The 22772-nt window shown below is 65.3% G+C and carries 20 protein-coding genes; 11 read left to right on the top strand and 9 right to left on the bottom strand.

The window, feature by feature from the left end; translation table 11 throughout:
* Positions 1-10: 10 nt before the first annotated feature.
* Positions 11-997, bottom strand: a complete 987-nt coding sequence (locus ASE52_RS04920; protein WP_057224221.1) for a tripartite tricarboxylate transporter substrate binding protein — start codon at positions 995-997, stop codon at positions 11-13.
* A gap of 59 nt (positions 998-1056) precedes the next feature.
* Positions 1057-2421, bottom strand: coding sequence for a D-serine ammonia-lyase (locus tag ASE52_RS04915; RefSeq protein WP_057224219.1), 1365 nt, complete (start codon positions 2419-2421; stop codon positions 1057-1059).
* A 97-nt stretch (positions 2422-2518) separates the two neighbouring features.
* Here ASE52_RS04915 and ASE52_RS04910 point away from each other — a divergent pair, with 97 nt between their 5' ends.
* The gene (locus ASE52_RS04910) at positions 2519-3475 is read left to right on the top strand and encodes a LysR substrate-binding domain-containing protein (protein WP_057224217.1); all 957 of its coding nucleotides are present in this window, start codon (positions 2519-2521) and stop codon (positions 3473-3475) included.
* A 121-nt stretch (positions 3476-3596) separates the two neighbouring features.
* On the opposite strand, the gene ASE52_RS04905 is transcribed toward ASE52_RS04910, so the two are convergent.
* The gene (locus ASE52_RS04905; protein WP_057225220.1) at positions 3597-4871 is read right to left on the bottom strand and encodes a glucarate dehydratase family protein; all 1275 of its coding nucleotides are present in this window, start codon (positions 4869-4871) and stop codon (positions 3597-3599) included.
* A 148-nt stretch (positions 4872-5019) separates the two neighbouring features.
* Positions 5020-6006 carry a tripartite tricarboxylate transporter substrate binding protein gene (locus ASE52_RS04900; RefSeq protein ID WP_057224214.1) on the bottom strand — a complete coding sequence of 329 codons (987 nt, stop codon included), beginning with the start codon at positions 6004-6006 and terminating at the stop codon, positions 5020-5022.
* A gap of 104 nt (positions 6007-6110) precedes the next feature.
* Between ASE52_RS04900 and ASE52_RS04895 the strand changes: the two genes are divergently transcribed.
* From ASE52_RS04895 to ASE52_RS04880, 4 genes are all read left to right on the top strand, one after another.
* A complete protein-coding gene (locus ASE52_RS04895; RefSeq protein WP_057224212.1) occupies positions 6111-6791 on the top strand; it encodes a GntR family transcriptional regulator in 681 nt (226 codons plus the stop codon).
* Positions 6792-7093: 302 nt separating this feature from the next.
* Positions 7094-7396 (top strand): helix-turn-helix transcriptional regulator, encoded by a 303-nt coding sequence (locus tag ASE52_RS04890; RefSeq protein ID WP_010458494.1) that lies wholly within the window; start codon positions 7094-7096, stop codon positions 7394-7396.
* 39 nt (positions 7397-7435) lie between these two features.
* A complete protein-coding gene (locus ASE52_RS04885) occupies positions 7436-8776 on the top strand; it encodes a HipA domain-containing protein (RefSeq protein ID WP_057224210.1) in 1341 nt (446 codons plus the stop codon).
* Between the two features lie 95 nt (positions 8777-8871).
* The gene (locus tag ASE52_RS04880) at positions 8872-9933 is read left to right on the top strand and encodes a phytanoyl-CoA dioxygenase family protein (RefSeq protein WP_241776922.1); all 1062 of its coding nucleotides are present in this window, start codon (positions 8872-8874) and stop codon (positions 9931-9933) included.
* Between the two features lie 187 nt (positions 9934-10120).
* On the opposite strand, the gene ASE52_RS04875 is transcribed toward ASE52_RS04880, so the two are convergent.
* Positions 10121-11437 carry a sodium:proton antiporter gene (locus ASE52_RS04875; RefSeq protein ID WP_057224208.1) on the bottom strand — a complete coding sequence of 439 codons (1317 nt, stop codon included), beginning with the start codon at positions 11435-11437 and terminating at the stop codon, positions 10121-10123.
* Positions 11438-11835: 398 nt separating this feature from the next.
* Between ASE52_RS04875 and ASE52_RS04870 the strand changes: the two genes are divergently transcribed.
* Entirely contained in the window at positions 11836-12123 is a 288-nt protein-coding gene (locus tag ASE52_RS04870) for a DUF6150 family protein (RefSeq protein WP_010458504.1), read from the top strand.
* A gap of 69 nt (positions 12124-12192) precedes the next feature.
* Here the strand turns inward: ASE52_RS04870 and ASE52_RS04865 are convergent, their stop codons facing one another.
* Positions 12193-13038 carry a fumarylacetoacetate hydrolase family protein gene (locus ASE52_RS04865; protein WP_057224205.1) on the bottom strand — a complete coding sequence of 282 codons (846 nt, stop codon included), beginning with the start codon at positions 13036-13038 and terminating at the stop codon, positions 12193-12195.
* Positions 13039-13318: 280 nt separating this feature from the next.
* Here ASE52_RS04865 and ASE52_RS04860 point away from each other — a divergent pair, with 280 nt between their 5' ends.
* Both ASE52_RS04860 and ASE52_RS04855 read left to right on the top strand, forming a co-directional pair.
* Positions 13319-13918: a chromate transporter gene (locus tag ASE52_RS04860; protein ID WP_057224203.1), complete on the top strand. Its 600-nt coding sequence runs from the start codon at positions 13319-13321 to the stop codon at positions 13916-13918.
* A complete protein-coding gene (locus ASE52_RS04855; RefSeq protein WP_057224201.1) occupies positions 13915-14529 on the top strand; it encodes a chromate transporter in 615 nt (204 codons plus the stop codon). The genes ASE52_RS04860 and ASE52_RS04855 overlap by 4 nt, the downstream gene beginning before the upstream one ends.
* Positions 14530-14653: 124 nt before the next feature.
* On the opposite strand, the gene ASE52_RS04850 is transcribed toward ASE52_RS04855, so the two are convergent.
* A complete protein-coding gene (locus tag ASE52_RS04850) occupies positions 14654-15571 on the bottom strand; it encodes a LysR family transcriptional regulator (RefSeq protein ID WP_057225216.1) in 918 nt (305 codons plus the stop codon).
* Between the two features lie 122 nt (positions 15572-15693).
* Between ASE52_RS04850 and ASE52_RS04845 the strand changes: the two genes are divergently transcribed.
* Both ASE52_RS04845 and ASE52_RS04840 read left to right on the top strand, forming a co-directional pair.
* Entirely contained in the window at positions 15694-15927 is a 234-nt protein-coding gene (locus ASE52_RS04845; RefSeq protein WP_010458512.1) for a DUF2798 domain-containing protein, read from the top strand.
* Positions 15928-15942: 15 nt separating this feature from the next.
* Entirely contained in the window at positions 15943-16245 is a 303-nt protein-coding gene (locus ASE52_RS04840) for a putative quinol monooxygenase (protein ID WP_241776921.1), read from the top strand.
* Between the two features lie 144 nt (positions 16246-16389).
* Here the strand turns inward: ASE52_RS04840 and ASE52_RS04835 are convergent, their stop codons facing one another.
* Both ASE52_RS04835 and ASE52_RS24925 read right to left on the bottom strand, forming a co-directional pair.
* Positions 16390-17556, bottom strand: coding sequence for an ABC transporter substrate-binding protein (locus ASE52_RS04835; RefSeq protein WP_057224199.1), 1167 nt, complete (start codon positions 17554-17556; stop codon positions 16390-16392).
* Between the two features lie 332 nt (positions 17557-17888).
* Entirely contained in the window at positions 17889-19133 is a 1245-nt protein-coding gene (locus ASE52_RS24925) for an IPTL-CTERM sorting domain-containing protein (protein ID WP_082606756.1), read from the bottom strand.
* Between the two features lie 595 nt (positions 19134-19728).
* Here ASE52_RS24925 and ASE52_RS04825 point away from each other — a divergent pair.
* Entirely contained in the window at positions 19729-22734 is a 3006-nt protein-coding gene (locus ASE52_RS04825; protein ID WP_140426133.1) for a hypothetical protein, read from the top strand.
* Positions 22735-22772: the final 38 nt, after the last annotated feature.

Raw genomic sequence — 22772 nt, 5'->3', positions numbered from 1 at the left:
TGGGGATCGATCAGTCTGCCGTGATGGCCGCACGCTGCGCGACGGCGCGCATCAACGGCAGTTCCTTGTCGATCAGCTCGCTCACGGCCTTGGCAGAAGCATAGGTCGGTTCAAACCCCACGGCGATCAGTTTGTCGCGGGTTTCGGGGTCTGCCACCACCTGCGCCAGCGTCAGCTCCAGCCGCGCCTTCACCGCTGGCGGCAATCCGCGTGGCGCCATCATGGCCAGCCAGGTGTCCATCTCCACGCCGGGGTAGCCACTTTCGGCCAGGGTGGGCACCTTGGGCAGCAGGGCCGAACGCTTGCCCGCTGTCACGGCAATGGCCTTGATCTTGCCGTCCTTGAGCTGTGGCAGCGCGGCCGACACCGTATCGACCGTGAACGGGATCTGCCCGCCCATCAGGTCCACCATGGCGGGCGAGCTGCCCTTGTAGGGCACATGCTGGATCTTGAGGCCCGCCGCGTGGAAGAACATCTCGCCCGCAAACTGCGACGTGGTGCCCGCGCCATACGAGCCGTACGAATACTTGTCGGGCGCGGCCTTCACCATGGCCACAAACTGCTTCACGTCGCTGACCGGCACATCCTTGTTGGCCAGCAGGATCAGGCTGGTGCGCCCTGCAATGCCGATGGGCTCAAAACTCTTGACCGGGTCGTACGGCAGCTTGGCGCGCACGGCGGGGTTCACGGTGAAGGTGGTGCCCGAACTCATCAGCAGCGTGTAGCCATCGGGCGCGGCCTTGGCCACATACGCCGCGCCAATGGTGGTGCCTGCCCCCGCGCGGTTGTCGATGACCACGCTCTGGCCCAGCTTGTCGCCCAGCTTCTTGCCGATGAGGCGGCCCAGCACGTCGGTGGCTCCACCGGGCGGGAACGGAATCACCAGCGTGATGGGCTTGGAAGGGAACGTAGCCTCTTGCGCCATGGCAGGGCCCCATGCAGCGCCCCACAAAGCACAGAGGATGGCGGACGACAAAAGCAGTTGCTTGCGGTTCATGGGGAGCTCTCCAAAGGTGACAAAGGTTGGGGGATAGACGAATCAGGGAATGACAACAATCAGCCTTGCGCCGCGAGCACGGCCCGCCCACGCTGCACAAAGCCCTGGTACTGCGCATCGGGCACCAGCAGGCCGCCCGTGGTCCACACCAGGTGTGTGGCGTTGTGCAGCACCGCGTCGATGCCCGTGCTGCGCAGCCAGGCCTGCCCGGCGGTAGTGCCCGTCAGCATGGCCGGGCCGCTGAAGCCTGCCGCAGCCGAGGGCTCGATGCGCTCGCCCAGGGCATCGAGCACCAGCACCAGCTGCGCAAACAAGGTGTCATCGGCCACAGTAAACACGCCCGACAGCAGCGGCTGCATCAGCTCGGCGGCCAGCAGCGACGCACGCGGCACGGCCAGGCCATCTGCCTCGGTGCGGTTGGTCAGGCCCCAGTCGTACACCGAGGGGTGGTCGCCCATCCCTGGTGTGGTGTCGGCCAGCATTTGCACCATGAAGCATGGCGACTGCACCGGCTCGGCAAAAAAACAAAACACATGCGGCCCCAGCAACTGCCGCAGGCCAAACGTGATGCCTGCTGGCGCGCCACCCACCCCGCAAGGCAGGTACACGATGAGCGGGTGCTCGGCATCCACCGCCACGCCCTGTTCTGCCAACTGTTTTTGCAGGCGCAGCGCTGCCGCGCTGTAGCCCAGCAGCAGCGAGAACGATTGCTCGTCATCCACAAAGTGGCACAGCGGGTTGCTTGCCGCCTCGGCGCGGCCTGCGGCTACGGCGCGTTCGTAGTCGCCGGTGTGCTCCACCACCTGCACACCGCGCTGGCGCAGGCGGTCTTTCTTCCACTCCTTGGCGTCGGCCGACATGTGCACCGTGGCCTGAAAGCCCAGGGCCGATGCCACGACGCCGATGCTCATCCCCAGGTTGCCCGTGGAGCCCACCGCCACTTGGTAACGGCCCAGCACCTCGCGCGCCGCCGGGGTGGCCAGCGCGCGGTAGTCGCCACCGGGCAACACCAGCCCGTGCTCCAGCGCCAGCCGCTCGGCAAACTCCAGCACCTCGTGCATGCCACCCCGGGCCTTGATGGAGCCCGCCACGGGCAGGCTGTGGTCGGCCTTGATGAACAAGCGTCCCTGCCCCTCGGCCACACCCAGCGCGGGTTGCAGTGCGGCGGCGGGCAACAGGGGCGACTCCACCACGCCCCCGGTGGCCGCCAGCTCGGGAAACACGTCCGCCAGCAACCCGGCAAATCGGGCCAGCCGGGCGGCGGCGGCCTGCGTATCATCCAGACTAATGCTGCGCCCCAGTGCCTGCAAAGCGGCCGGGAGGTACGCCTGCCGGGCCGGGTTGGTCCACAGCGCGGGCTGGGCATTGCGCAGATGGTTGGCCAGCATCGCATCCATAGCAGGCGTTCGTTCAGCAGGCGTCATACAGATTCATTCAGTTCGTTGAAGTCTTGCCTGCATTCTTCGCCGGTCATGCCACTGTCACAAGCCATTTATAGTGAGCGCAGCATTAGTATTAATAATGGACATTCGCCTCTCCCCTTCCCTGCTGGCCTGGCTGCGCAGTTTTGATGCAGCGGCCCGCCACGGCAGCTTTACCAAGGCGGCAGCCGAGCTGTGCATCACCCAGGGCGCCGTCAGCCAGCAGGTCAAGCAGCTCGAAGACTGGCTGCGCCGCCCGCTGTTCTTGCGCACCCCGCGCGCCCTGGTGCCCACGCCCGAGGGCAAATGGCTGGCCGTGGTGCTGCGCGAAAGTTTTGACGCCATCGAAGGCACCCTGGCCCAGATGCGCCAGCCGCCCGAGGCCGCCACCGCCACCTTGAGCTGCTCACCCTCCTTCGCCATGAGCTGGCTCACGCCCCGCCTGGGCGACTTCTTTCGCCAGCACCCGCACACCGGCCTGCGCGTGTTTGGCGAATTCCACACGCTGGACCGCACCCGCATGGTGCGCGATGGCATCGAGGCCGCCGTGCGCTTTGACCTGGGCGGCTACCGCGACCTGAACGCCACCGTGTTCCTGGACGAATGGCTCATCCCCGTGGCCAGCCCCGAATTCCTGGCCCGCCACCCGCCCATCACCCAGCCGCAAGACCTGCACGGCGACTGGCTGCTGCACGATGGCAGCGCCTGGGACGGCGCCGAAACGTATGAAGAATGGCAACACTGGTTTGCCCAGGTGGGCGCCACACCGCCGCCCTGGGCAGGCGGGCAGCAGTTCAACCTGTCGCAACTGGCCCTGGGCGCCGCCCTGGCCGGCCAAGGCATTGCCATGGGCCGCGCGGCGCTGGTGCTGCAGGACGTGAAAGCGGGGCGCTTGGTGCCGCTGCTGGGGCACAGCGTGTTGTCGCGGGCGGCGTATTCGTTTGTGACTACCGCACATCCCAGCCCGGCGATGGAACTGGTGCGGGAATGGTTAGGGGATGAGGCGCTGCGGTTTTGTGGGGAACGGGCGCAGGTGCTGCCCGCGCCAAAGGAGTGACATATGCACGCCCAGGGCGCCGCTGGTTCGTCAATTTAGGACGTTTTTGGCCTCTAGCGCTTGATGGATAAGCGCTAGAAGCTATCATTTTTGAATAATTTTATGGAAGCGCTGACGTGGCTCAGAACCTCGGGGTCTTTCCGCTGAAGGACGGGTCGTACTTGCGCATTTGCGTCAAATCGTCACGGTTACGCACGCCACAGGTCTTGTACTGCTCGTGCAATATGGCCATGGCGCCACGGTCCAGTTCCACGCCCAGGCCGGGGGTCGTCGGCACCACCACCGAGCCTTTGTTGAAACGGATGCGCCCGCCCTTGACGACTTCTTCCTCTTGCCAGGGGTAGTGGGTGTCGCAGGCGTAGGTCAGGTTGGGGACGCTCGCTGCCACATGGGTCATGGCCATCAGGCTGATGCCCAGGTGGGAATTGGAGTGCATCGACATGCCCAGCCCCCACAGCCGGCACATGCGCGCCAGCGTCTGGGTGGCGCGCAGGCCGCCCCAGTAGTGGTGGTCGGACAGCAGCACTTTCACCGAACCCATTTCGCAGCCCTTGCGAAAGTCCTCCATGGTGGTGATGACCATGTTGGTCGCCAGCGGCAGCTTGGTGTGTTTCGCCAGTTCGGCCATGCCTGCAAGGCCCGGCGTGGGGTCTTCGTAATACTCCAGGATGTCGTCCAGTGCCGGGGCGGCAGCGATGCTGGTCGCCAGCGACCAGTTGGCGTTCGGGTCCAGCCGCAGCGGCACGCCGGGGAAGGCCTTGGCCAGGGCCTGCATGCAGGCCACCTCGTGCGCGGGCTCGAACACGCCGCCCTTGAGTTTGATGCTCTGAAAGCCATACAAGTCGATCATGCGCTGCGCCTGCGCCACGATCTGCGCGGGGCTGATGCCTTCGCCCCAGGCGTCGGGGGCATACGGCGTGTCGATGTGTTCGGCGTACTTGAAGAACAGGTAGGCGCTGTACGGAACGGCATCGCGCACCTTGCCGCCCAGCAGGTCCACCACCGGCGCGCCAACAATCTGCCCCTGCAGATCGAGCATGCCGACCTCGAAGGTGCTGATCACTTTGGGTACGTTCTTGATGGCGTGGGAGCCCGGCGCCAGCTCAAACTCGATGGCGCCGGGCACCGCCTTGACGGTGGCGCGCACGCGCTCTTCCATGGTGTTGAGGGCGAAGGGCGACAGGCCGATCAGCAGCGGCGTGGCCTGCGCCAGGATCTGGAGCATCGGTTCATCGCCATAGGTCTCGGAGATGCCAACCCGGCCGTCGCTGGTTTCGATCTCGACGATGGCGCGCAACGCCCAGGGTTCGTGGATACCGGCTGCGTTGAGCAACGGACCGTCGCGAAAAGCGATGGGCGTGACCAAAACGCTGGTGATAGTGGTGTCGCGTGCCATGAAAACGTGTTCTTTCAACAGGGCTGGGTGGTTCGATCAAAAAAGCCGTGGAGCGGCAGCTTTGAAGCGCCCGCACAATCGGTTGTGCTGTGCTGTGCGGCCGGGTTACTGGGCAACCGGCGCAGTCCGCGCAGCCTGGGGCGAGCCATCAATCGACGGTGGCGCCGACTTTCTGGACGAGGTCGCCCAGGCGGGTGACATCTTTTTGGGTGACGGCGGCCAGCTCGGCGGGAGTGCTGCCCACCACCTGCATCCCGAACTGGGTCTCCAGCTTGTTCTTGAGTTCGGGGGCGTTCAGCGCCTTGTTGATCGCGGTGTTCAGCCGGGTGATCACGTCCTTGGGGGTGCCCTTGGGCGCGTACACGGCCTGCCAGGACACCAGGTCCAGGCCGGGGAAACCCGCCTCTGCGGTGGTGGACACGTCCGGTGCCAGCGGCGAGCGCGCCTTGGTGGTGACGGCCAAAAACTTCAGCTTTCCGGCTTTTACCAACGGCATGCCGGCGGTGAGTTGGTCAAACAGAAATGGCACGTTGCCAGCGGCCACGTCCTGCAACGCCTGCGGACTGCCCTTGTAGGCGATGTGCTGCATGGGCACCTTGATCAGCTCGGCCATCTGCGCACCGGTCAAGTGGGTGGAGGTGCCCGCACCGGACGACGCATAGGAGGCCTTGTCAGGGTTCTTCTTGATCCAGGCCACCAGCTCTTGCACCGAGTTCACGCCCAGGTCGCTGTTGACCATCAGCACATTGGGCACATAGGCAATCAAGGTGATCGGCTCAAAGTCCTTCACCGGGTCATACGGCAGCTTCTTGTACAGCCCGGCATTGATGGCATGGGTGCTGATCGTTCCGCCAATGAGGGTGTAGCCGTCTGCGGGCGACTTGGCGACGGACTGAACGCCGATCACGCCGCCCGCGCCGGGGCGATTGTCGACCACCACCGACTGCTTCAAGGCCAGCGACAGCTCTTGCCCCACCACACGGGCCACCACATCGGTGGAGCCCCCCGCAGCGAAAGGAACCACCCAGGTGATGGGCTTGGCGGTAGGCCAGTCGGCAGCCTGCGCGCCGATGGCGGCCAGGCTAAGGGCGCTGCAGGCAGCAAGCAGGGTCAGGCGACGGGTGGCACGGTGCATGGTTTGTCTCCATAGGGATGTGGTTTTATCGGCGCATTAAAGCACTAATGTATTAGTGCGTCAATTTTGCCTCCCTCTAAAATCTCGCATCGGCTCTTATCCCCATGAAAACATTCCACAAGTTCGACCGGACCCGCCAAGCAGCCCCTCAGGTCTTTGAATGGCTGCGCGAGGTCATCCTCTCTCTGGAACTGGCACCGGGAACGCCGCTGTCGCGGGCCGAATTGGCCGAACGTTTTGCGCTGAGCCAGACCCCCGTGCGTGACGCCCTGATCAAACTGAGCGAGGAAGGCCTGGTGGACATCTATCCCCAGCACGCTACCTTGGTCAGCCGCATCGACATCGCATCGGCCACTCAGGCGCACTTCCTACGCTGCGCCATCGAACTGGAAGTGGTTCGCACGCTAGCCTTGGCCAACGACGCCGTGCTGCGCGCCAAACTCTCCGCCCAGGTGGATCTGCAGGCGGCCTTGGCAACGGCCGATACCGAAGACTTCATCGCGTCGGACCAAGCGTTCCACCGCCTGATGTACGACGCCGCCGGGGTGCCGGATCTGTACGAACTGGTGCGCCAGCGCAGTGGCCACCTGGACCGGCTGCGCCGGCTCGATCTACCGTCACCGGGCAAAGCGGCGCGGGTGGTGCGCGACCACCGCGCGATCGTGGAGGCCCTGGCCGCACACGACCCCGACGCCGCGCAGGCAGCGCTGCGTGCGCACCTCTCGGGCACCCTGGGCCATGTGGCCGACATCCGGGCACGGTATCCCCACTACGTGGCTGCGTAACTCCGTCGTCACCGCCTGGCTGATGCAGCACGCTCGCAGGCTTTGCCAAAGCAGCAGACACTGGCAGCCCACTGCACGGTTCAACGCTCCCTGCAGGATGGGTCGGCGCACATGGCACTGGGCCGTCGAGCACTGACCGGGACGCAACGAGGGGTGCCTCCCCGCTCTGTCGATTCCCAAGGCAAAAGGACCACAGCCTTCCCCTTCGCTCACGGTGGTTTCTCAAAAGCCAAGAGCGCATTCAGTATGGGATTTTGATTATTAAAATACTCTTATTTAATAAAAAGAGTATAAATAGCATCATGTCTACTGATCTTATCCCCACCCTCGCCGCCGCCCGCAAGGCCCACCAGATGACCCAGGCCCAGCTCGCCGAGAGCGCTGGCCTCAGCCGCATGACGGTGCAGCGCACCGAAGGCGGCGACCTGGACCCGCGCTACTCCACCCTGGCCGAGATGGCCCGCGTGCTGGGCATGGACATCATTGCAGTGCCCAGCAGCCTGCGGCCCAGCCTGGAGGCATTCATCCAGTCGGGGGGCAAGTTTCTGGGCCAGCCGGAGGGTGTGGATGCACCGCCCTCGGTGGTGGACGGCCTGCGGCGCTGACCGCAGCGGCAACCCGCACATCCCTCCGGCCCGCACCCCATGAGCACCTCCATCCGCTACCTGCGCCTGTACCTGCACCGGCCTGCGCAGGCAGACGGCGCGCCGGGCGATTCAAGTACGACAGCAAGCCGCCGTGAGGCCATTGGCTACCTCTCGCAATACGGCGACATCCTGCGCGTGTCGTTTGACGAGAGCTATATCCGCAACCCGCAGCGCCCCACCCTGTCGCTCAGCTACCAGGGCGCGGACGAGGCAGCCACGCAGCAGATCCTGGCATCAGCACGCGATGCGCGGCTGGTGCGCACCGATGGGCGCTGGCCCGTGTACTTCCAGAACCTGCTGCCCGAAGGCCACAACCGCGACCGCCTGGCGCGCGAGCGCGGCTGCAGCCCCGACGACGAGTTCGAGCTGCTGGCCGCCGCGGGCCACGACCTGATGGGCGCGCTGGAAGTGGAGCCCGTGCCTGCGCAAGACGGCATCCCGGACGTGGTGCGGCACTGGCACACCACCCAGGGGCTGGACGTGCTGGAGCCGGGGTTTGTCGAATTCCCCGTCGAAGACGCGGCGTCCCTGCCCGGCGTGGTCACCAAGTTCAGCGCGGTGCAGGACGGCCGCCGCTACACGGTGCACCGCCAGGGCGCAGCGGGCAGCGTGATTTTGAAGCTGCCCACCACCGCCCACCCCGACCTGGTGGCCAACGAGTACACGGGCTACCAGCTGTGCCAGGCGCTCGGCCTGCACTGTGCTGACGTGCGCGTCATCACCCGCGCCGAGGCGGACCTGCCCGACACCCTGCCCTTCAACGAAATTTTGGCCGTGCAGCGTTTTGACCACCTGCCCGGCGGCGCCCGCGTGCACATGGAAGAGTTCAACCAGGTGCTGGGCTACACCCCCCGGCAGAAATACGGCAAGGGCGCTCTGCAAGACTGGGCCACCATGCTGCGCGTGCTCAACCGCCTGAGCCGCCAGCCGGTGCTGGACACGCGCGAGTTCCTGGCGCGCATGGTGGCCTTCATCCTGATGGGCAACACCGACGCCCACCTGAAGAACTGGGCCCTGGTGTACCCCGACGGGCGCGTGCCCCAGCTGGCGCCGGTGTACGACCCGGTGTGTGTGGCCGCGTTTTTTGATGGTGTGCCCGACCACCAGTACGCGGTGAACCGCGCCATCGACAAAACGCTGCGGGCGCTGACCTGGGATGACATGGAGGGCCTGATGAAATCCGCCGGACTGCTGCGCGTGCCCCGGCACCTGGCCTTGTTGCGCGATACGGTGGCGCGTGCCAAAGAAGACTGGCCGAGCCTGCTGGAGAACGCCCCGGAGTCTGTGCGCAACGTGGTGGCGCAGCGGCTTGCAGGCGGTGTTGCCTTGGCCCGGTGATGGCGGGCCACCCTGCAAAATCGGCAGGCCTGCGGGCAGGGTTCGGCCCGGGCCGCACCTTTTGACCCCGACCAGTTTTTGGATTCGTTGCACCCATGCTCCCCCACATCCCGCCAGCCACCACGCCACCTGCTTCTGGCTCCTTGCCGCCCGATGCGGAGAGGGGCGCCCTGCAGGTGCCACACCTCAAACGCTGCTGGTCACGCTGGATGGCCGCGCGCCAGGGCGTGGTGTTCGAGGGCGCCCAGGGAGAAGCCCACCGAACGCAGATCGTGCTGGCTGCGCTGGGCGTGGGACTGGAGCAGACCATGCACCACGTGCTGCGCGAGGCCCCGGAGTTCGCCGCCTTCGAGGACTGGATCGTGCGCACAGCGGGCGCACCCAATGCCGCCACCGTGGCGAGGATTCAAGCGCTTGTGGATGGCGGGCCGCCCCCTGAAGCGGCGCTGCAGCTGCAGGCCCGGATCGACGCGATGGAACCCGTGCTGGATGCGGACGACCTGGCGCATTGGGACGAGCATGGCTATGTGGTGGTGCGCCAGGCCGTCACGCCAGAACACAGCGCCGCCGCCGCGCAGGCGGTGTGGCAGGCCGTGCGCGCTGCCCCTGCAGATGCGGCGTCCTGGTACGCCCACGCCCCGCGCAACACCATGGTGCAGCTGTTCCAGCACCCGGCGTTCGAGGCCAACCGGCGCTCCCTGCGCATCCACAAGGCATTTGCGCAGCTGTGGGGCACGGCAGACCTGTGGCGCAGCACCGACCGCTGCGGCTTCAACCCGCCGGAGCGCCCCGGCCACCCCTACGGGGGCCAGGGTATGCACTGGGATGTGAGCCTGCACCCGCCCATCCCCTTTGCCACCCAGGGCATCCTGTACCTGACGGACACGCCGCCCGAACAAGGCGCCCTCACCCTGGTGCCGGGCTTTCACCGCCGGGCGGGCGACTGGCTGGCCCACCTGCCCTCTGCTGCCGACCCACGCCAGCAAGACCTGCATGCGCTGGGCGCCACACCCGTCGGCGCAGGCGCGGGTGACCTGGTGATCTGGCACCAGGCCCTGCCCCATGGACCCAGCCCCAACCGGGGCACACGGCCCCGGTTGGTGCAGTACATCAACCTGTCACCAGCCCACGTGCCCTGTCACGACATCTGGGTCTGAGAGGCTGAGAGTCTTTTATCCATGCCCGCCTTGCACGCGAAAACGCTCCGGCTCGGCAAAAAAACTCTCAGCCTCTGAGCTGCGGCGAGAGGGGGTGCACCGCCCCCAACAACCACAAAACTCATAGCAACAAAGCCATGCAGGTTAAGCGCTGGTGGCCATTTTTGTTTGAATACAGCGGGCAGACTCACCGTGGCCGCTGTGCCTTGGCCTTTCGGCGCGTCTCGTAGCGCCGCATCAGCGGCGTCACCGACACCCCGTGCAGCAGCACCGACGCCACCACCACCGCCAGCGTGATCGCCAGCAGGCGCTGCGCAATCACCGGGTGCAGGTCGTGCGTGATGGCGTACATGAGGTAGTAGATGGAGCCAATGCCCCGGATGCCAAACCAGGCGATGAGGCGGCGCTGCGAGCGCTCTACCTTGGCGCCCACCAGCCCCATATACACGGCGAGTGGGCGGATGACGAGCAGCAGCACGGGCACAAACCACAGCACCTCGGCACCAAAGTCCACCACCGAGAGCAGCGCGCCCACCACCAGCACCACGGTCACTTCGGCCAGGCGTTCCAACTGGGCGTTGAAGCGCTCGACAGACTCCATCATGTGGCCCGGCGCCTGTGCGGCCAGGGGGGCTGCGCCATCGGTGTTGTCGCCTTGAGCAGGCGATGCCACGGATACCAGCGGCTCCGCCGCCGCGCGCCGCAGCGCGAGCCCGGCAGCAAACACGGCCAGGAAGCCGTAGGTGTGGCACAACAAGGCCACGCCATAGGCCAGCGCGATGAGCCCCAGCACCATGAACTCGTCCGGGCCCAGTGCCTCGCGGTGGCGGATGCGCAGGTACAGAATGGCCCGTCCCACCGCCACACCCAGCGCGTAGCCGATCCCCAGGCCGCCCACCACGGCCCAGAGCACGTCAACCGCCCACCAGCGCCAGCCACTCTCGCCCAGGTCGTGCAGCGACATCAGCCCCAGGCCCAGCATCACCAGCGGAAACGCCGCCCCGTCGTTCAGGCCGCCTTCGCCCGTCAGACCAAAACGCAGGCGGTCGCGGTCTTGCGGGTCTGACACCTGCACATCGGACGCGAGCACCGGATCGGTGGGTGCCAGGATGGCTCCCAGCAGCACGGCAGCGCCCAGCGGCAGATGCAGCAGCCACACGCCCACGGCGGTGATGGCGCCCACGGTGATCAGCATCGAGACGGTAGCCAGCTGCAGCGGAATGCGCCAGCGCCGGTCCCGCAGCGGCAGCTCCAGCTTCAGGCCCACGGTAAACAGCGAGATGAGCACGGCGATCTCGGTCAGCCGCTCCAGCAGCGGGGCATCGCCCACCGGGTCCAGCACCAGCAGGCCCAGCCCCCAAGGGCCAATGCCCACGCCTACTGCCAGGTACAGGATGGCAGAGCTGAGCGGCACGCGCGCGATGAAGGAGCTGGTCAGCGTCATCACGACCAGCAGCAGGCCGACCAGCACAAAGCCCAGGGCGGGAAGCAGTTCAGCGGTCATGGGACACGGACTGAAGGTGGGAAGGGTGGCATTCGCATCCGGCCACTGTGCGCGCCACCCGCGCCCACCACTGCCGGGGTGCCGCCCCCCGGGCTGTCAGCGGATGTCGCCAATCGGAGCAACGTTTTTGTCGTGTCCCTTGGCATCCCATGAACTTCTGAACCCTCTTCAAGGCGTGGCTCCGTCGCCACCCTATTTACTTCAAAATTAATAGCTGCCAGCGCTTTACCATCCAGCGCCAGGCCCTGTTTTTATGAAAAATCTTACATCTCTACAGGGCAACCCGGGGCTGGCGCGCCCAAAGTCTGGGTACCCTTGGCCGGTAGGACCGCAGGTTTCGGGGTGAATACCTCGCCCCGAAAACCCCCTTCCCCGAACGACCGCCAAAAAGGACGCCCATGGCCAAGATCCTGGAAGTGAAATACGAGAACCAGGCCGACGCCCGCGTGTGCGAGGTCGCGCACGAGAGCCAGGCCGACCTGTGCTGGCACGAGGTGGCCTACGCCACGCAGGCCAGTGGTGATGCCATCTGGTTCTTTGTGGCCTATGCCAACCAGGCCAGCTTCAAGGTCTACCGCGTCAAGCACTCCAGCCAGGCAGACCTGAAGCTCTTCAAGGTGAGCACCCCGGAGCAGGCCGGCTGGCGCACCAAGGACCACCTGCTGATCGGCAAGCTGGGCAAATAAGCGCGGCCCATCCAGAGCCTGTTCAGGCGCTGCTGGCGCCGTTGCCAGGCGTTGCCGGATGGTGGCGCCTCATCCCCCCACGCACTTTTGCACCTGCTCACCCAGGCCCGTGGCGCCCAGGCGCATCACGTCGCCGGGCTTGAGGAACCAGGGTGTGGGCTTTTGCCCCAGCCCGACGCCTGCGGGCGTGCCGGTCAGGACCACGTCGCCCGGCTCCAGCGTCATGAACTGGCTGATGTAGGACACCACGGTGGGCACGCCAAAGATGAAGTTGCGGGTGCTGCCGTTCTGCACACGCTGGCCGTTCACTTCCAGCCACAGGTCGATGGCGTGCGGGTCGGGCACCTCATCGGCAGTCACCAGCCAGGGGCCAAGGGGCGCAAAGGTGTCGTAGCCCTTGCCCTTGTCCCACTGGCCGCCGCGCTCGATCTGCCAGGCGCGTTCGGACACATCGTTGGCCAGCACATAGCCCGCCACATGCTGCAGCGCATCGGCCTCGGCCACCTGGCGCGCGCGGGTGCCGATGACGATGCCCAGCTCCACCTCCCAGTCGGTCTTGGTGGCGCCGGGCGGAATGCGCACGTCGTCATTGGGGCCGCTGAGCGCCGTCACGGCCTTCATGAACAACACGGGCTCGGCGGGCGGCTGCATACCCGCCTCTTTGGCGTGGTCGGCGTAGTTGAGCCCCACACACACGATCTTGCCCACGCCCCCCACCGGGCTGCCCAGTCGCGGCGTGCCGTAGACGGCCGGCAGGCGGCTCGCATCCAGCGCGGCCAGCGCAGACAGGGTGCGCGGGTTGAGCTGGGCCGGGCCCAGGTCGGGCAGCAGCATCGACAGGTCGCGCAGCGTGCCGGTGGCATCGATCAGCCCGGGGCGCTCTGCGCCGGGCTGGCCATAGCGGATGAGTTTCATGGCGGGAAATCCTTTGGGAGGTCGATAAAAGGTGGCAGCGGCCGCAAGCGCCGAGCTGCGCCGACACGCAGCATAACGACACGCGCCCCTCGGCGCTGACGCCAATCACCGGCCCCGCCTTGCCGCAATGCGAGGCCCGCAACCCTGCGCAGGCCGCGTGGCCCGCGTAACATGGCGCGAATGCGCCGCACCACCGGCCGCGCATCTCAAAAACTCCTGATTTAATAGCTGCTAGCGCTTGCCAGATAAGCGCTAGCGGCCATTTTTACCAAATTTCTCCATGGCCACTGCCACCGATCTGCCCTCCCCGCCCCCCGAATCCCCACACCGGCCCCAGCCCCACAACCCGGCCGACCTGTTCTGGTCCTTCACCTGGCTGGCCCTGCAAGGTTTTGGCGGCGTGCTGGCCGTGGTGCAGCGTGAGCTGGTGGAGAAAAAGCGCTGGATGACGAACGAGGAGTTCGTCGAGGACTGGGCCGTGGCGCAGATCATGCCCGGGCCCAACGTGGTCAACCTCAGCATCATGATCGGCGACCGCTACTTTGGCCTGCGCGGCGCTTTCGCGGCGCTGGCGGGCATGCTGACCTTTCCGTTGGTCCTGGTGCTGGCCCTGGCCGTGGTCTATGCCGAGTTCTCCAGCCACCCGGCCGTGGCCGGTGCGCTGCGCGGCATGGGCGCCGTGGCAGCGGGGCTGATCGCCGGGGTGGGCATCAAGCTGTTTGTCTCGATCAGGAACCACCCGCTGGGCCGCCCGCTGTGTGTGGCGTTTGCGGCGCTGACCATCGTGGCCATGGCGTGGCTGAGGCTGCCGCTGCTCTGGATTCTGCCGGTGATCGGTGGTGCGGCCTGCCTGCTGACCTGGAGAAAGCTCGCGCCATGAACGCTGCCACCACCCTCACCACGCCGTTGCTGACCCTGAGCGCGGGCGACTGGCTCAACCTGTTCCTGTACTACATGTCGCTGTCGCTGCTGGCCGTGGGCGGCGCCATCGCCACCGCGCCCGACATGCACCGCTTCCTGGTCGAGCGCCAGGCCTGGCTGACCGACCCGCAGTTCAACGCGTCGATCGCCATCGCCCAGGCCGCACCCGGCCCCAACGTGCTGTTCATTGCCTTGCTGGGCTGGAACGTGGGCATCAACGCAGGCGGCCCCGGCCTGGCCGGCTGGCTGCTGGGCGCTTTGGGCATGGCGGTGTGCATGCTGGGCGTGATGCTGCCCAGCAGCCTGCTCACCTGGACCGCCACCCGCTGGGGCCACCGCAACCGAGAGCGGCGCGGCGTGCGCGCCTTCAAGCAGGGCATGGCGCCGGTGGTCATCGGCCTGCTGCTGGCCACCTCGTGGGTGCTGGCCCGCGCCCACGGCGAGTGGACGACCGACTGGCCCCTGTGGCTGCTGACCGCCGTGACCGTGGTGCTGGTATGGCGCACCAAACTGCACCTGCTGTGGATGCTGGGGGCGGGGGCTGTGCTGGGGGCGGTGGGATGGGTATGAAACGCTCAGCACGGCCGGGGGCATTGACATTGAGCGCAGCCCCATATTGAGCGCAGCCCCCATTTTCGGACATGGCCCATGGTTTTTGCCCGCGGTGGCGCCCACCCGCCGTGTCGTGGAATGATCAGCAGCGGGGCCGCGAGGTGGTGAGCCCTGGCACGGCCTCGATTTCGCTTTCCAGGTAGTCCATGAAGGCTCTTGCACGCATGGGTTGGTATCTCCGCGAGGGATACACAAGACGCAGCGTCTGGGCCGCCGCCTGCCAGCGCGGCAGTATGCGTACCAGCGTGCCGTCATCCAGCAGGTCTTGCACCAGCCAGGCTGGGGTCATCGCGATGCCCCAGCCGTCGCACACGGACTGGCGAATCGACAAGGCACTGTTGATCGAATACCGCCCTCTCAATGCGATGTGGCGCGACCCGTCAGGACCGGCTACTTCCACGGTCGCGCCAGACTCCAACCAGGCAAAGCGGATGAACTCGTGCCTTTGCAGGTCGTCGATATGCTCAATCGCGCCGTGCTGCGCCAGGTAGTCGGGTGATGCAACGAAGAAGCGCTCCGATGTCGCCAGATCCCGCGCAACGGCACTGGCCGGCAGTGCACCACCGAGGCGGATGGCCAGATCGACCCCCTCTTCCACCAGATCGACGAAGCGGTCATTGAGGACCAACTCAACTTCGACTTTGGGGTGCAGGCGAACGAAGCATTGCGTTATCCGGTGGAGGTGCATTTCTCCCAGCCCAAGCGGCGCGTTGACCCGCAACAGGCCTGCCACCTGAGCGCTCAACCCGCAGGCGTCGGCGCGGGCATCGGCGTACTCTTCGAGGATCTGTTTGGCGCGCTCGTAGAAACGCTGGCCCGCCTCGGTGGGCGTGAACTTCGTGGTGGTTCTCTCGATCAGCCGCACCGCGAGGTCGCGTTCCAATGCCGCAATGATCTTGCTGACTGTGGGCTGGGTAACGCCCAACTCACGCGCAGCTGCTGACAGATTTCCCAACTCGATGGCGCGCACCATGATCTGCATGCTGCGAAAAACGTCCATGGTCATTCCATTTTCGAATGAGACTAGGTCGATTTTATCTTCTACCAACCACAGACGAATGAGCAAATACTTTGTGGACGGTGCGCTTGAGACGCATGTTTTGAATCCACAAGGTGCATTGAATGAAATTCCACCCTCGCTACGCTCCGGTCATCTTTGGAGGCCTGTTGTCCACCATCATGGTGTCCGTCGTGTCGGGCCTGCTGTTGTTTCTGAACGAAGGCTTTCATCCAGGATTCGCGGCGGTATGGCTGAAAAACTTCCTGTCCACCTGGCCAGTGGCTTTTCCCACTGCCCTCGTCGTAGCACCCTGGGTGCGTCGCATCGTTGCGAACCTGACCCTGCCCATTCCTTAATCTTGACGCCATGCCATGACACACAACCCTGAAATTTCCACTGTTCCCGTGATCAGGAAACTCGCCCGCATCACTGGAAAACCGCAGCACGCCGTCGCTTTGCGCGAGGCGCTGCAGACGCTGGAAACCCACACCCGTACGGAGGTCGGTTGTCTTGAGTTCACATTCTTTCAGGCGCTGTCGAATCCCGATGCATTTGTGCTGATCGAGACTTTCTCCAGCCAGGAGGCGCTGGATCTGCACATGAGACTGCCCCATACGCAGGCGTTCTTCAAAGCGCAGCTGGTGATCGGCGTTGATGTGGAGAGCCTGGGCTGATACCGCCCGTCGGAAACCGATACTTACCAGCTTTGCGACAAGCAGCTAGCTCCGGACAACCGGGATGACGGGGAAGGCGTTGGCAGCGCCGAAGGCTGGCCAGGCTCTTGCGCTCCTGCCCAGCAGCACGCTCAGACAACCCGCTCAGCTGATCCGGCGCCCGTTTTCCGCGTACACGGCCAGGTAGATCGCGTCCGAGCCGATGTAGGGTGCCTTGTTGCCAAAGCCCACGTTGAAGTCGCCAAACGACAGCGACCGGATGCTGGCCAGGCCTGCGCGCAGGCGGTCGCGCGTGAGGTCCTTGCCTGCGTTCTTGAGGCCCTCGATCATGATCTGGCCGTTGAGCCAGCCTTCGAGCGCGCTGCCGCTGTTCATGAACGCCACGTTCGCGCCCGTGGCTTTCAGGGTGCTCTGGAACCTGCGCACCACCACCGATTTCTGGGAGTTGGCATCCGGGAACACCTGCACCAGTGCCAGGCCACGCGTGGACGCGGCCAGCTTGGGCAGCTCGGAAGAGATCACCGTGACCGACAGGCCCGCCAGCGGCACGCCCTGCGCCTTGGCGCGAAAAGCCTGCACAAACGCAGTGTTGGCCGTGCCCGTGGTGGCCAGCAGCACGGCGCCCGGGCGCTCGGCGGCCACCTTGTCGGCCAGTTCAGCGCCGTTCTTACCGTCCACGGCCAGTGCAAACTCGCCGCCGCGCTCGACCTTGATCTCGTCCAGTGCGCGGGACATGTCCTTGAGCACTTCCTTGCCAAAGGGGTTGTCCAGGTACACCACGGCAATGCGCTTGAGGCCCATGTCCACGATCTGCTTGACCAGGCGCTGCGTCTCTTCGCGGTAGGTCGGCCGCAGGAAGAACACATGCCGGTTCTCGGGCGCACGCAGCGAGGTGGCGCCAGTCACCGGCCCCACGGTAGGAATGCCCTTGGATTCAATCAGAGGCAGGATGGCCGCGGTGTTGGCCGTGCCCAACGGCGAGATCAGCGCGAACACAGATTGGGCCTCCACCATGTCGGTCACGTTCTTGAGAGTGCGACTGGCCACGTAGCCGTCGTCCTTGGGGTCCATGCGGATCTCGCGGCCGTGCACGCCACCGGCGGCATTCACCTCGGCGAACGCGGCCTTCATGCCCGCCACCTGCTCGATACCTGCCTGGCCCAGGGGCCCGGTCAGTGCGATGGAGCAACCCAGGTTGATGGTCCGGGCGGTCAACGCCTCTTCGGCCGCCACGGCAGTGTGGGCCCAGGCAGGCAGACCGGTGGCAGCAACGGCCTGGGTGGCACGCAAGAGAAAGTGACGACGGCTCATGGTATGGGATGCCCCGAGAAAAGAACGATGGGGGAGCCTAGCGGCACATTGGACATTTTGCTGTCAGTTCTGCGACAGAAAATGCACCAAAAAAGTGCAACAAAATCCGGAAGCTACCTGGCAACAAACATCCAACGGCGCCCAGGGCCACCGCGCGGCGCGGCCCCCCACCACGACGGACAGTCCACACACGCTGCACGCTCTTGGACTCACAGTGAGTCAGCAAATCACCCCGTAACACCGGTTGAGCTTTGCGTCGCTGCGCCCACCACAAAAAAAGGGGCGCTTACGCGCCCCCACCATCTGTGCTTGGTCCATTGCGATTGCGCGACCTACATGCCCTTGCGACGCATACCCAGGCCGACGATGGCCATCAGCCCAGCCAGCAAGATCATCGCCCATTCGGAAAGCGTCGGGATCGAAGTCGTGGGCGGCACGAATCCATCCATGTTGTTGGTGAAGGTACACGCGATAGCCGCCCCTGCTGCGGTGGCCGCTGCATCCAGCGTGACCGTGCGCGTCCCCAGGTTGTTCGCCTGTGTTCCACCTGCACCGAGGCCGGTGCAACTGATGGAGGCCAGGGTATAGCCTATCGGAGGCGCTGCTTCTGTGATCGTGGTGCTGGTACCTGCTGAAGCCAGTGTCTGCGCACTTCCAGATACGGCCACGCCGGACATCACGGTCGTAATGGATTGGTTGGCAAACCCGTTGCTGCCGCTGAAATCGAAGGTACCTGCGCCACCGTTGGAGATTTTCGTGACCCGGATCACCGGCAAAGCAGCAGTTGGAGTGCATGCACCGGGGATGGCAATTGCATTCGCATTGGTGGTGACGGTACCGCCCGCAGCCAAGGCTCGGCCTGACAAGGTAGCACCCGCGCCCATGGTGATGCCCGCAACATCAACGATTGTTCCGAAGAAAGTGGAGTTCGCACCCAGTGTCGTCGCGGCGGTGGGCGCCCAAAAGACATCGCCCGCGCAAGCGCCATTCAGGGTGACAATGGATCCAGCAGCGGTGTTCAGCGCCGCAGTTGCCGCACCCGCTCCGGGTCTGAAGACGTAGACACCGCCACCATTGAGGGTCAGTGTTGACCCAATGCTCATGGCGCCCGTACTGGAATAGCAACCAGGCGGGATGACGCCAGGCGTACCTCCGCCGACAACGGCCGCACTCAGATCCACTGACGAGCCAAGAGAGATGCATGTACCCAGCTGCGCATCCAAATCCGCCAATGCGGTGTTTTGGTCGCTGATCTCTGTCGTGCACGGGGTCTTTGTAATGCCGCTGAAGGCAGGCAATGTCCCAGAGGCGGTCGAGTAACACACCGAGCCTGTGACAACCGTCGGAGCGCCAGTGCCGGAGAGCGTACTGGAGACAATTCCGAAATTTGCGGCAGTTCCAAGCGGCGGCGCTGTCGCAGCCCATGCGACATTGCTGCACGCCATTGAAAGCAGCGAAACAAGTCCCAGGCACAACAGCAAGGCGGGATTTTTTCGACCGGATTTGGACTGAAGGAGGGCAGCATCGCATGTGGCGTACCCTGAATTGGTGAGGGTGGCAGTGCTGTCGGATGGCATGGTGTTAAACCTTCTGTGGTGACTTCAAAGTCCTTGATCAACCAAGTAGTTACTTAGTCGGACCACAGTACTGCGCTTCGCTGCCCAGCGGTGCGATTTCCCAGACTTATGCCCGCTGCGCCCGTTATTCGGGCTATTGGCCTACACCCGTTACCCGGTAGCGTTACAAATGGGCGCGACCTTGGGGAAGCCTTTCACGAATCGGTTCTGGTTGTGCCACAGCGATGCCTGAAGCAAAACAGCGCGCTTGTTCAAAAAGCAATACGGTTCAACGCCGAGCGACTACCGCTATCAACCGCACTTGTGGCTTGCCGCCCAACATCAGCAAAATATGCATGCAAAGCCAGAGACTGGCAGCATGCCCCTTTGAGGTATCAAGCGTTGATCATGCGTGCGAAGGAACAGACTGCTTGACTGGCCGCAGACTCATGCGGTGTATCTAAAGCGCCCACTCATACTGCATACACCTCGGCACGATGCCGGGAAAAATTTTGAGCAGCGGCTTAGGGACTGTGCGGCACAGCCACCCAGCCCCGCGAATCGCACAGGGGTTGGCACTTCGACCATCCAGACAATGAACCAGGGAGACCCACGCATGTCCGACGGACTACCCGCGTATCGCCGCCACAGTACCCTTGGCGTCGTCATGGCATTGAGCGCATTTGTGGGGCTGGGCGCGGCTCCACAGGCCTGGGCGGAGGGCAGCCGTACGCTGTATCCGTCCACCTACCCTACCAGCGGCGGCACCTGCGCCAACACGCTCAACCGGGGATGCCGCGCCAATCTGGACCTGCAGCCAGGCAACCGCTACGTGGGCAAGGTCCAGCGCCGCACCTTTCTGTATGTCTACGCCGAGGCGGGCGAATATGTGCTGCTGGGCTCCAGCAACCGCACCACCGGGGGCGACATCCTGGTGTACAACCCGCAGGATTTCGGCACGCCGGGTGATGAGACATTGCCAGCCGTGGCGGATTTTTCGTGTGCGTCCAGCAGCCCGCCCTCGGGTAGTTTTGGTGGTGGCAGCCTGGGTCAGCTGAACACGCGCACTCAGGAGCTGGCCGGGCCCCACAGCGCCGATGGCAGCGCCACTGTCACCAATGGGTTCGCACCCTGCGCCTACCGCGTTCCATCGTCCGGGGTCTACGGCGTGCAGTTCATGCCCGCCAGCAGTGGCCCCACCAACCTCAATGGCGACGTTTTCAACCCCCGCGTCAGCAGCAGCACTGCCGCTGCATGGGACGTCACGGTACGTGCGTCCGCCAGCAGCCTCAGCGACCTCAATGGCCGCCTGTTCACCTACGCCTGGGTGGGCTTCACGGGGGTGAACAACCGCCCGGTCTATTCGCGCCACGACTACGTGACGCTCGACGGTTACCGCTACTCGCAGGCACTGGAGGGGCTCGATCCCAATGGCTTTGCGCTGTATGCCAACCGGCTGGGGTTTCTGGACAACGGGCAGCCCCTGTACAAGGGCGTGCGCGGCAGCGACTCGTTTGTGACGAACCTGGCGGCGGGCCTGTCGGCCCAGCGGCCGGAGTTTCCGATTTTCTTCAGCAGCATCGCCCCCGCAGCCCCCCACTCGGCCGAGGTGGACAAGGTGCTCACAGCGCTGCGCATTCCGCTCACGCCCCAGCCACCTTCGCTGTCGGCCGCCACATTCACCGGGCGCCTGCCCGGCGTGGGTTCACGCACCCTGCCGGGTGCGGGCGGCACGTTCCGGCTTTCGATCACCGGTGCCTCCACCTTCCAGATCGTCGTGAGCCGCGACGGTGTGGATTTCAGCCCCTCCAATACGGTCAACGCGATCATCACGGGTATCGCCGCCACGGGCACACAGGATGTGCCGTGGGATGGCAACGATGCCGCGGGCACCCCCTTTCCCGCCAGCGCCACGCCCTACGCCTACCGGGCATTTGCGCGTGCTGGCGAGATTCACCTGCCCATGATCGATACCGAGAACAACGGCAATGGCACCAGCACCGCCACGGCGACCTTTGGCGGAGGCCCCACCATCACCAAGCTCAACGGGCCGCAGGCTGGCAATACCACCGTCTATTTTGATGACCGGGGTTATGTCACCCAGAGTGGCACCCTGGTGGGTCAGGTGAACGGAACCCTCTGCCCCGGCTCCCCGCCACCCGCCTCAGACCCTGCGCAGGCCCTGGGCGGAGCGGATTCAACACTGGTCTATGGCGCTTCGCCACAGCTGTACCGCTGGTGGCCGCCCGGCGCCAATGCCAACGCCGACTGTGCAGCCACCGGCGGGTGGGGCGATGCCAAGGGGCTGGACCTCTGGACCTACATCACATCCCCGGCCGGCAATGGCGTGCTCTGGATTGACCCGCTCCTGCGGGACACCGCCGCATCCATCTTTGTGCCTGCTGCGGCCAGGCCGGGCAGCGTGGTGCAGGGGCGCCTGGCGTTTGCGAACCGAGGCGCGGACACGGCCACGGGGCTGCAATACACCCTGACCCTGGACCGCAGCTGTACCGACACCGTGGTGAGCTTTGCCAATCTGCCCACCGGCGCGTCCGCATCGTGCGTGGACACGCTGGGCCAAGGCCGCTACGTGTTCTCGGGCTTCCCGGCCACGCTCGCGGGTGGCGCGTCGGTGCTCGGTGCCGACCCTGCGGCGCCCCTGGTGTTCTCGTACGCCGCTCCGGCGGGAGGAACCGTGACCGCCGTCGCCACGGTAGCCGGCCCCGCGCCCGACGACGTGCCCGCCAACAATTCGGCCACAGGCACCACGGTGATCAGCCCGGTGGATCTGCAAACCACCGCCAGCGCGCCCCTGACGGCGCTGGCTGGCGAATCGATAACGGTCCTGGCAACGTTTGCCAACCTGAGCGGTACCGCAGCGACCCCCTGGACCCCCGCGATCGCCATCGGGGCTGCGCTGAACTGCCCCGCTGCCGTGCAACTGGTGAGCGCTCCGCCCGGGGTGACCATGGCCGGCTTCGACACTGCAACCTGTGCCGTGGCCCTTTTGGGCCTGCCCCCCACCTTGGCCGACGGGCAGATCCTGTCGCTGAGCTTCCGCTACCAGGCACCCGCCCTGGGGCAAGTGCCCATCACCACCACGGTGGTCACCCCGGGGGATGCACACACCGGCAACAACAGTGCCACGGCCACTACCACCATCGCGGTGGTGAATATGGTCATCAGCCTGTCGGGCATGCCTTTGCAAGCAATCTCCGGGCAGCCCTATTCCGGGACGTTTTCTTGCACCAATGCCGGACTTCTGGATGCCGTGGGCGGCACGCGCTGCGCAATCGACTCCGGGTTGCCCCCTGGCTTGAGCCAGACAGGCTGTGTGCTGGACCGCACGAATGCGGCCTGGTTGGCGGGGGACATGGTGCCGGCGGGCGCCACCGTGATCTGCCGCGTGGCGGGTACGCCCGTGACCATCGGGCAGATGGTGATTGTGGCCAGCACCGCTGCCGTGGGCGAGGCCATCCTGTCTGACAACACCGCCACCCAGGGCCTGGCCGTGGTGCCCTTGCAATCAATCCCCACACTCACGCAGCCTGCAACCGTGGTGCTGGCGGCGCTGCTTTTCCTGATGGCGGTGCGCCTGCGCCCCCGGCGCAAAGAACAATGACCGGGCACCCCAGAAAGATGGGAGTGCCCCAGCAATTG

This window comes from Acidovorax sp. Root275 (genome assembly GCF_001428965.1).
Classification (GTDB): domain Bacteria; phylum Pseudomonadota; class Gammaproteobacteria; order Burkholderiales; family Burkholderiaceae_C; genus Acidovorax; species Acidovorax radicis.
This window is presented reverse-complemented; position numbering and strand designations above follow the sequence as displayed.

Coding starts and splice junctions, on each gene's coding strand:
- ASE52_RS04920 (WP_057224221.1), bottom strand. CDS start 997: ATGAACCGCAAGCAACTGCTTTTGTCGTCCGCCATCCTCTGTGCTTTG.
- ASE52_RS04915 (WP_057224219.1), bottom strand. CDS start 2,421: ATGACGCCTGCTGAACGAACGCCTGCTATGGATGCGATGCTGGCCAAC.
- ASE52_RS04910 (WP_057224217.1), top strand. CDS start 2,519: ATGGACATTCGCCTCTCCCCTTCCCTGCTGGCCTGGCTGCGCAGTTTT.
- ASE52_RS04905 (WP_057225220.1), bottom strand. CDS start 4,871: ATGGCACGCGACACCACTATCACCAGCGTTTTGGTCACGCCCATCGCT.
- ASE52_RS04900 (WP_057224214.1), bottom strand. CDS start 6,006: ATGCACCGTGCCACCCGTCGCCTGACCCTGCTTGCTGCCTGCAGCGCC.
- ASE52_RS04895 (WP_057224212.1), top strand. CDS start 6,111: ATGAAAACATTCCACAAGTTCGACCGGACCCGCCAAGCAGCCCCTCAG.
- ASE52_RS04890 (WP_010458494.1), top strand. CDS start 7,094: ATGTCTACTGATCTTATCCCCACCCTCGCCGCCGCCCGCAAGGCCCAC.
- ASE52_RS04885 (WP_057224210.1), top strand. CDS start 7,436: ATGAGCACCTCCATCCGCTACCTGCGCCTGTACCTGCACCGGCCTGCG.
- ASE52_RS04880 (WP_241776922.1), top strand. CDS start 8,872: ATGCTCCCCCACATCCCGCCAGCCACCACGCCACCTGCTTCTGGCTCC.
- ASE52_RS04875 (WP_057224208.1), bottom strand. CDS start 11,437: ATGACCGCTGAACTGCTTCCCGCCCTGGGCTTTGTGCTGGTCGGCCTG.
- ASE52_RS04870 (WP_010458504.1), top strand. CDS start 11,836: ATGGCCAAGATCCTGGAAGTGAAATACGAGAACCAGGCCGACGCCCGC.
- ASE52_RS04865 (WP_057224205.1), bottom strand. CDS start 13,038: ATGAAACTCATCCGCTATGGCCAGCCCGGCGCAGAGCGCCCCGGGCTG.
- ASE52_RS04860 (WP_057224203.1), top strand. CDS start 13,319: ATGGCCACTGCCACCGATCTGCCCTCCCCGCCCCCCGAATCCCCACAC.
- ASE52_RS04855 (WP_057224201.1), top strand. CDS start 13,915: ATGAACGCTGCCACCACCCTCACCACGCCGTTGCTGACCCTGAGCGCG.
- ASE52_RS04850 (WP_057225216.1), bottom strand. CDS start 15,571: ATGGACGTTTTTCGCAGCATGCAGATCATGGTGCGCGCCATCGAGTTG.
- ASE52_RS04845 (WP_010458512.1), top strand. CDS start 15,694: ATGAAATTCCACCCTCGCTACGCTCCGGTCATCTTTGGAGGCCTGTTG.
- ASE52_RS04840 (WP_241776921.1), top strand. CDS start 15,943: ATGACACACAACCCTGAAATTTCCACTGTTCCCGTGATCAGGAAACTC.
- ASE52_RS04835 (WP_057224199.1), bottom strand. CDS start 17,556: ATGAGCCGTCGTCACTTTCTCTTGCGTGCCACCCAGGCCGTTGCTGCC.
- ASE52_RS24925 (WP_082606756.1), bottom strand. CDS start 19,133: ATGCCATCCGACAGCACTGCCACCCTCACCAATTCAGGGTACGCCACA.
- ASE52_RS04825 (WP_140426133.1), top strand. CDS start 19,729: ATGTCCGACGGACTACCCGCGTATCGCCGCCACAGTACCCTTGGCGTC.